The following is a 7,821-nucleotide window of genomic DNA, read 5'->3' on the forward strand; positions in this document are numbered from 1 at the left end:
AGTTTATCGTAGAGCTTGCGCTTCTCGGGGTCGCGCAGCACCTCGTAGGCCTCGTTGATTTCCTTGAACTTGCCCTCGGCCGTGCAGGCGCCCGGGTTGAGGTCGGGATGGCACGTGCGGGCAAGCTTTTTGAAAGCCTTGGAAATCTCCTCCTGGGAGGCCGACTTGGTGACGCCCAGGAGCTTGTAGTAGTCTTTGTATTCCACGTGATTGTCCTTTGATCGAAGGCGTTGCCCGGCTGCAAGTTTACATAATAATGCGCCCCCGGATTCCGTCAAGGACGTCCCGGGCGCTTCGACCGATTTCCCTATACACCAATCGGGCAGGGACGGAACAGGCCCCTCGCCTGGCGCGGCCAGGGCCTGCGCTCTCGCGGAATGGGCCTGAAGTCTGGCGGCGGGGTTCTCCGGGCCGTGGCCGGCGTTGCAATCCCGGGCCAGTCGGGCTAGCACGCCCCCATGCCAAAGGACGAATTCAACAATCCCTTCGGGGCGCTCAAGAGCCTCAAGCTCAAGAAGAAGGAAAAGCCCAAGCCGCCCCCGCCGCCCAAGCCCGCGCAGACGGCCGATTCTCCGGCCGACGACGGCGATCTCTTCGCCCAGGCCATGGCCGGGGTGAACCGCATGGGCGCGGAGGCCTCCGGCCGCCAGGTGGCCGCGCGCGTTCGCCCCGTGGAGCCACCGCCCCCCACGGACCCCGACGCCGAGGTGCGCGCCAGGCTGGCCGACCTGGTCTCGGGCAAGGTGGAGTTCGAGCTGGAGTTCACTGACGAGTACGTGCAGGGCTTCGTCAAGGGCATGGACCAGAAGATCTTCCGCCAACTCAAGGCGGGCCAGTACAGCCCGGAGGCCCACCTGGACCTGCACGGCCTCAACGCCGACCAGGCCTACGAGGGCCTGCTGCACTTCATGCGCGACGCCTATTTCAAGGGCAGGCGCACCATCCTGCTCATCCCCGGGCGGGGCATGAACTCCCCGGGCGGCATGCCGGTGCTCAAACAGGAACTCAAGAGCTGGCTCACGCGAGATCCCCTCAAGCGGGTGGTGCTGGCCTTCTGCACGGCCCAGACCCGGCACGGAGGGGCCGGAGCGCTCTATGTGCTGCTCCGGCAGCGCAAGAAGACCGAGGGCAAGATCAAATGGGACAACTGGTGGGGGGAGTAGGCCCGGCCCGGTCCGCCTGACCGCCCATCCCGATGGCGGGGATCGCCAGCCCCGCCCGAGCCAGACGGCAGACCGCAAGGCGTGGCCCGGCGACTGCCCGGCGAGACGCTCCCTCTACTCCCGCCTGCCCCGTCGCGGATGCGTGACGCCTTCTCCGAAGATCGCGTCGTAGAGCGCCGTGTCGCCGCTGCGCGCATCGAAGCATTCGTGGCTGGTCACGGCCCGGCCCGAGGCCAGCAGGTCGCTCACCGTCACGAGGCGGTAGCCCCTGGCCTTGAGCTCCGGCAGAATGGTCTCCAGGGCCTTGGCCGTGCCGTGGCCGTTGCCGTTGGCGTGGCCCAGCACGATGGAGCCGGGCCGCACCAGGCGCAGCACGTCCCGGGCGATGGCCTCGGGCGCGCGCTTGCCCGCGTCCATGGTGTTCACGTCCCACTGCACGGCGGCGAGCCCCAGCCCGGCCAGCATCTCCAATGCCTCGGGCCTGCAGCGCCCGTAGGGGAAGCGGAACACCCGGATGGACTTCGGCGCGGAGGCCGCCGCCCCGGGCAGCCCCTTGGCGGCCGCCAGGGCCTCCAACTCCTCACGGGCCAGCTCGTACTGGGCCTGGGTCCAGTCCAGCTGTTCGCGCATGCGCTCCCGGGAGAGCACAGCGAAATTGCCATGGGTCCAGGCGTGGTTTCCGATCTCGAAGCGGGGATCGGCCATGAGTTGCAGGGTCCGCTCCGGGTGGGAGCGCATCCACCGGCCCGAGAGAAAGAAAGTGGCCGCCGCTCCGTGGGCCCGCAGGGCGTCCACCAGTGCCCCGTCGTAGCCCGCGCGCTGGTCGGAGAGTTCGCAGAGGTCGAAGGTGAGGGCCACAAGCTTCTCGCCCCCCGTGTCCACGCGGCGGATGGAGCCCTGGAGGTTCCGGGGCAGCGGGGTGAGGGCGATGCGGGGTTCGGCGCGCGCCGGCCCGGTGGGGTCCGGCTGCTCCAGGCGGCCCGCGCGCTCCTCGCCGGGGCGCGCCGCCAGTTCGGAAGGGGGCCACAGTTGCTGCGCTGCCGCCGCCTGGACGGACGCGAGGATGCAGAGGGCCAGAAGGATGCTGCGCATGGGGCCTCCGGATCGGGAGTAGCCCGGCAGGCCGGGCCACTCCGCTCTACTCCCGCCGCCCACCGGGGGCAAGCCCGGCCGCCAGGGGACGCCGAGCGCCTGCAAACCGCCTGGGTCGGCGCACCCCAGGGCGTCGATGCACCCTCGCCTCCACACCTTGCACTTATTCGCCCGGCGCGGTGACCCGTTGCCTCGCGCCGCACCCGGCGCTATGGAGGGCGCTTCGCGCACGCGTCGGCAACCCTCCCGGAGCGCCCCGCGAACCCTCCAACCGGCAACACCGCATCGAGAAAGGACCGCCCGTGAACCTGCCTCCCTTCCTGCTGGAACGCTACTTCGCCGAACACGAATTCTCAGCCCCGCACCTCCTGTGCGTCTCCGACTGCGAAGCCCTGACCGTGGGCGAACTCCTGGACATGGAGCCGGGCGGCCGGGAGGCCTTGGAGCGCCTGCCCCTGGGCTACTCGGAATCGGCCGGGCATCCGGAACTGCGCGCCCTGATCGCCGGGCTCTACGGGGGCCTCGCGCCCGAGGACGTGCTCGTGCACGTGGGCGCCCAGGAGGCGGTGTTCACCTTCGCAACGGCCCTGCTGGAACCGGGCGACGAGGTGGTGGTGCACGTGCCGTGCTACCAGTCGCTCTTCCAGGTGGCGGCCTCGCGCGGCTGCCGGGTGATCCCCTGGACCGCGCGCGAGGAGAACGGCTGGCTCCCGGACCCGGACGAGCTGGAGTCCCTGATGAGCGAACGCACCCGTGCCGTGGTGCTCAACTTTCCCCACAACCCCACGGGCGCGCGGCCGGACAGGGCAGGTTTCGAGCGCGTGGCGCAGATCGTCGCGCGCCGTGGCTGCTGGCTCTTTTCCGACGAGGTGTACCGCTTTCTGGAGTACGGCCCGGGCGCGACGGCCCCGCCAGCCTGCGAACTCTACGAACGGGCGGTGTCGTTGGGCGTGATGAGCAAGTCCTTCGGGCTGGCCGGGCTGCGCGTGGGCTGGGCCGCCTGCCGCGACAGGGGGCTCCTGGCGGAAATGGCCCGCGTGAAGGACTACACCACCATCTGCGGCACGGCCCCCGGCGAGTTCCTGGCCTGCACGGCCCTGCGCCGCCGCGAGCAGGTTCTGGAGCGCACTCGGTCCATCACCCTGGACAACCTGGAGCTGCTCAAGGGCTTCATGGAGCGCCGCAAGGCTCTGCTGCACTGGGTGGAGCCCACCGGCGGCCCCATCGCCTTCCCGCGCCTGGCCTCGGGCGAGGACGCACGCCCCTTCTGCGAGGCGGCCTTGGCCGCCACGGGGGTGCTCCTGCTGCCAGGGGCGCTCTACGGCGAGGCCTGGAAGGCCCATTTCCGCGTGGGCTTCGGGCGCGCCGGGTTCGCCGCCGGGCTTGCGGCCCTTGAGCCCTGGCTTGCGTCGGGACGGGCCTGCGCGAGTTGACGCTTTTTGTCGGAATGGACTTGAATTTTTCCTGGATTTTGACAAAACTTTCCGGTCCCGTGACGCTCACGCGACCGTGCGCGGCCAGCCCGGAAAAGGCCCGCGACGAAGCCAACGTTCCAACCACGGAGAAAGCAATGCGCAAAATCGTCGTACTGGCCGCCCTGATCGCCCTGTTCTCCGCCCAGTCCGCCTGGGCCAAGACCATCGTGTTCGCCACCGACGCCACCTGGCCCCCCATGGAGTTCGTGGGCCCCGACAAGCAGATCACCGGCTTCGCCATCGACTACATGAAGGCCGCCGGCAAGGAAGCCGGGTTCACCGCCGACTTCAAGGCCGTGGCCTGGGACGGCATCTTCGCGGGCCTGGCCGCCGGCAAGTACGACGCCATCTGCTCCTCCGTGTCCATCACCGAAGAGCGCAAGGGCACCATGGACTTCAGCACCCCCTACTTCAAGGTGCGCCAGGCCCTGGTGGTCCCCGCCGACTCCAAGGCCAAGACCCTGGCCGACATGAAGGGCAAGACCCTGGGCGCCCAGATCTCCACCACCGGCCACTTCGCCGTGAAGAAGGCCGAAGGCGTGAAAGACAAGTCCTACGACGAAGTGGGCCTGGCCATCGAGGACCTCTTCAACGGCCGCATCGACGGCGTGGTCTGCGACGACCCCGTCGCCGCCCAGTACGCCCTGCAGAACGACAAGTACAAGGGCAAGCTCAAGATCGCTGCCATCATCGAGTCCGGCGAGGACGAGTTCTACGGCATCGCCCTCAAGAAGGGCGACAAGGAGAATCTGGCCCTCATCAACAAGGGCATCGAGGCCGTGAAGGCCAAGGGCATCGAGAAGGAACTCATCAAGAAGTGGATCGGCCAGTAGACCTGTAAATTCCCGAAGGGGAGGGACCTGAGCCCTCCCCTTCTCATTTTCCCATGCAAAGCCCACAGCAGAATGTCCCCGTCATCGAGCAGCACGACGGCCCGGCCATCCCCCGCAAGTCCGACAAAGGCCTTGTCTCGGCGTGGTGGCTCTCCCTGGTCCTCTCCGCCGGAACGCTGGCCTGGCTGGTCTTCGTGGAGAAGGGCGCGTACCTGCGCCTGGTCAAGTTCATCCCGGACGGAGTGCTCGTCACCTTCCAGGTGACGGTCTTCTCCATCGTGCTGGCCCTGTTCCTGGGGCTCATCACGGGCCTTGGGCGGGTGTCGCGCAACAAGTGGATCAACCTGGTGGCCTCCACCTATGTGGAGATCGTGCGGGGCATCCCGCTCCTGGTGCAGCTTTTCTACATCTATTACGCCCTGGGGCGCTTCGTGCGCGTGCCCGACATGGTGGCCGCCGTCATCGCCATGGCCGTGTGCTACGGGGCCTACCTGGGCGAGATCTTCCGCGCGGGCATCCTGGCCATCGACAAGGGCCAGAGCGAAGCCGCCCGTTCCCTGGGCTTCTCGCGCGCCCAGACCATGCGCTACGTCATCCTGCCCCAGGCCATGCGCATCATCCTGCCGCCCGTGGGCAACGAATTCATTATGCTGCTCAAGGACACCTCGCTGGTCTCCATCCTCGCCGTTGCAGACCTCCTGCGCCGCGGACGCGAGTTCGCCTCGGAATCGTTCCTCTATTTCGAGACCTACACCGTGGTGGCCCTGGTGTACCTGATCATCACCCTGCTGCTGTCCAAGCTGGTGTCCATGCTTGAAGAGAGGCTCTCCTTCTATGTCAAACGCTGAGCCCATCATCACCGTCACGGGCGCGGGCAAGTACTTCGGAAAGCTCAAGGCCCTGGACAACGTGAGCCTCACCGTCCGGCCGGGCGAGAAGGTGGTCATCATCGGCCCCTCGGGCTCGGGCAAGTCCACGCTCCTGCGCGCCATCAACCGCCTGGAGGAAATCGACGCCGGGCGCATCGTGGTGGACGGCCACAACCTCTCCGACGCCGCCGTGGACATCAACCGCGTGCGCATGGACGTGGGCATGGTGTTCCAGTCCTTCAACCTCTTCCCGCACTACACCGTGCTGGACAACGTGACCCTCGCGCCCATGAAGCTGCGCGGCGTGCCCCAGGAAGAGGCCCGGGCCAAGGCCCTGGCCCTGCTGGACAAGGTGGGCATCAAGGAGAAGGCGGAGGTGTACCCCGCCATGCTCTCCGGCGGACAGCAGCAGCGCGTGGCCATCGCCCGCGCCCTGGCCATGAACCCCAAGATCATGCTCTTCGACGAGCCCACCTCCGCGCTGGACCCCGAGATGATCGGCGAGGTGCTTGCCGTCATGCTGGACCTGGCCCGCGAAGGCATGACCATGGTGGTGGTGACCCACGAAATGGGCTTCGCCCGCCAGGCAGCCGACCGCATCGTGTTCATGGACCACGGCCGCATCATTGACGAAGGCCCCCCCGTGGAGTTCTTCGAAAGCGCCAAGCACCCGCGCGCCCAGAAATTCCTGGAACAGATCCTCTAGGACGCACCGGCGGCGCGCTTCCTGCGGGAAACGCGCCGCTTCGTTTTGCGCACGTCTTCCCGCGCAGTCCGCCTTTCCCCGGCTGAGCGCCCTCCTGCAGGACGCTCCTCTCCCCCCTCTCCTGGGACCGATTTCGGGACATCCGGCGGCCGCCATGCCTTCCTGCTCCAGGCGTCCCCTTCTCTCCCCTTGCGCCCTGCCGCCCGGACCGTTACAAACCGGAAATCCCGTTCTGAACCCCAACCCCCTCATCATGGAACTCTTCTCAGCCGCCAACATCATCGCCTTCCTGACGCTCTCCGCCCTGGAGATCGTGCTGGGCATCGACAACATCGTCTTCATCGCCATCATCTCCAACCGCCTGCCCGCCGAGCAGCAGTCCCGGGCGCGGCGCATCGGCCTGCTGCTGGCCATGGGCACGCGCATCCTGCTGCTGCTCTCCATCACCTGGGTGATGCGCCTCACCGCGCCGCTCTTCGCCGTGCTGGGCACCGAGTTCTCCGGGCGCGACCTGATCCTCCTGGCGGGCGGACTGTTCCTGATCGCCAAGTCCACCTTCGAGATCCACGAGAAGTTCGAGCACCACGCCCAAGACGAGGACTCCGCCCCGAAAAAGGCCCTCTCCTACGCCTCGGCCGTGACGCAGATCGCCATCCTGGACATCATCTTCTCGCTGGACTCGGTGATCACCGCCGTGGGCATGTCCGGCGAGATCGTGGTGATGGTGGCGGCCGTGGTGGCGGCCGTGATCGTGATGATGGTCTTCGCCGACCCGGTGAGCCACTTCGTGAAGCACCACCCCACCATCCAGATGCTGGCGCTCTCGTTTTTGATCCTCATCGGCGTGTTCCTCATGGCCGAAGGCCTGGGCAAGCACATCGACCGGGGCTACATCTACTTCGCCATGGCCTTCTCCCTGGGCGTGGAGCTCTTGAACATGCGCACGCGCCCCAAGACGGACTGAAAGCCAAGGCGGGACCGCACATCCCGGACAAGCAGCTCGAAAGCCCTGAACCGGGGAGTTGACAGCCTCCGCGCACCCCAGCCGGAGCACTCCGGCGGCGGCGTATCCGGAAAGCCCGCGAAGCAACAAGGGAGTGCAGAGGGCGAAGCCCTTTGCCCGCCGGAGGCTTTCCCCACGGCACGCCTCCCCCACGCCCCCCCCGCACGCAAGAGGCCGCCGGATCGCCCCGGCGGCCTTGACTTCCCGCTTCCCGGGAGGCACATGCAGAGCATGCTGCTCTTCGACGACACCAAGAGGCTGGAGAAGGCCCTCGGAGAGGAGGCCACCGGGATCATCGTGAAGATCCTGGAGGCCCAGGACGAGGCCGTGCGCAAGGACCTGGCGACCAAGGCCGACCTCCGGGAAATGGAGCTTCGCCTCTCGGCCGAAACCGCCAAAATCAACGCCGAGACCAAATCCGACATCCTCAAGTGGACGGCCGGGCTCATGCTGGCGCAGTCCGCCGTGATCGCCGCGCTGGTGAAGCTGCTGTAGGGATACGGGGGCCGGGCGCGCGAAGATTCAAGGCCGCCCCGGGGCGGCCTTTGCGTTTTTCGCCGTCGGATCGCCCCGGCAGGTCTTCGGCTGCCGCCAGCCCTGCGCGGTGCGCTGCCCGGAGCAGGGCGGCTTTGCCGCACGCATGCGCCTCTCGCAAACCCTCCTTCGGGGTTTGCCATCAA

At 67.6% G+C, this 7,821-nt stretch carries 9 protein-coding genes; 7 read left to right on the top strand and 2 right to left on the bottom strand.

Annotated features, from left to right (window positions below; all coding sequences use genetic code 11):
* A partial coding sequence (locus tag ACV4UX_RS15760) for a DnaJ domain-containing protein (RefSeq protein WP_491594233.1) occupies positions 1-206 on the bottom strand: 206 nt, incomplete at its 3' end.
* 252 nt (positions 207-458) lie between these two features.
* On the opposite strand from ACV4UX_RS15760, the gene ACV4UX_RS15765 reads away from it, so the two are divergent.
* Entirely contained in the window at positions 459-1,163 is a 705-nt protein-coding gene (locus ACV4UX_RS15765; protein ID WP_491594234.1) for a Smr/MutS family protein, read from the top strand.
* Positions 1,164-1,277: 114 nt separating this feature from the next.
* Here the strand turns inward: ACV4UX_RS15765 and ACV4UX_RS15770 are convergent, their stop codons facing one another.
* A complete protein-coding gene (locus ACV4UX_RS15770) occupies positions 1,278-2,255 on the bottom strand; it encodes a polysaccharide deacetylase family protein (protein WP_491594235.1) in 978 nt (325 codons plus the stop codon).
* Positions 2,256-2,557: 302 nt separating this feature from the next.
* Here ACV4UX_RS15770 and ACV4UX_RS15775 point away from each other — a divergent pair, with 302 nt between their 5' ends.
* From ACV4UX_RS15775 to ACV4UX_RS15800, 6 genes are all read left to right on the top strand, one after another.
* On the top strand, positions 2,558-3,688 hold the full coding sequence (locus ACV4UX_RS15775; RefSeq protein WP_491594236.1) for an aminotransferase class I/II-fold pyridoxal phosphate-dependent enzyme: 1,131 nt from the start codon (positions 2,558-2,560) through the stop codon (positions 3,686-3,688).
* A 137-nt stretch (positions 3,689-3,825) separates the two neighbouring features.
* Positions 3,826-4,563, top strand: coding sequence for a basic amino acid ABC transporter substrate-binding protein (locus tag ACV4UX_RS15780; protein WP_491594237.1), 738 nt, complete (start codon positions 3,826-3,828; stop codon positions 4,561-4,563).
* A 53-nt stretch (positions 4,564-4,616) separates the two neighbouring features.
* A complete protein-coding gene (locus ACV4UX_RS15785) occupies positions 4,617-5,411 on the top strand; it encodes an amino acid ABC transporter permease (protein WP_491594238.1) in 795 nt (264 codons plus the stop codon).
* Complete coding sequence (locus ACV4UX_RS15790; RefSeq protein ID WP_491594239.1) at positions 5,398-6,138, top strand: amino acid ABC transporter ATP-binding protein; 741 nt, start codon at positions 5,398-5,400, stop codon at positions 6,136-6,138. The genes ACV4UX_RS15785 and ACV4UX_RS15790 overlap by 14 nt, the downstream gene beginning before the upstream one ends.
* A gap of 253 nt (positions 6,139-6,391) precedes the next feature.
* A complete protein-coding gene (locus tag ACV4UX_RS15795; protein ID WP_491594240.1) occupies positions 6,392-7,102 on the top strand; it encodes a TerC family protein in 711 nt (236 codons plus the stop codon).
* A 261-nt stretch (positions 7,103-7,363) separates the two neighbouring features.
* Positions 7,364-7,636 (top strand): hypothetical protein, encoded by a 273-nt coding sequence (locus tag ACV4UX_RS15800; protein WP_491594241.1) that lies wholly within the window; start codon positions 7,364-7,366, stop codon positions 7,634-7,636.
* Positions 7,637-7,821: the final 185 nt, after the last annotated feature.

Source organism: Fundidesulfovibrio sp., from assembly GCF_058402725.1.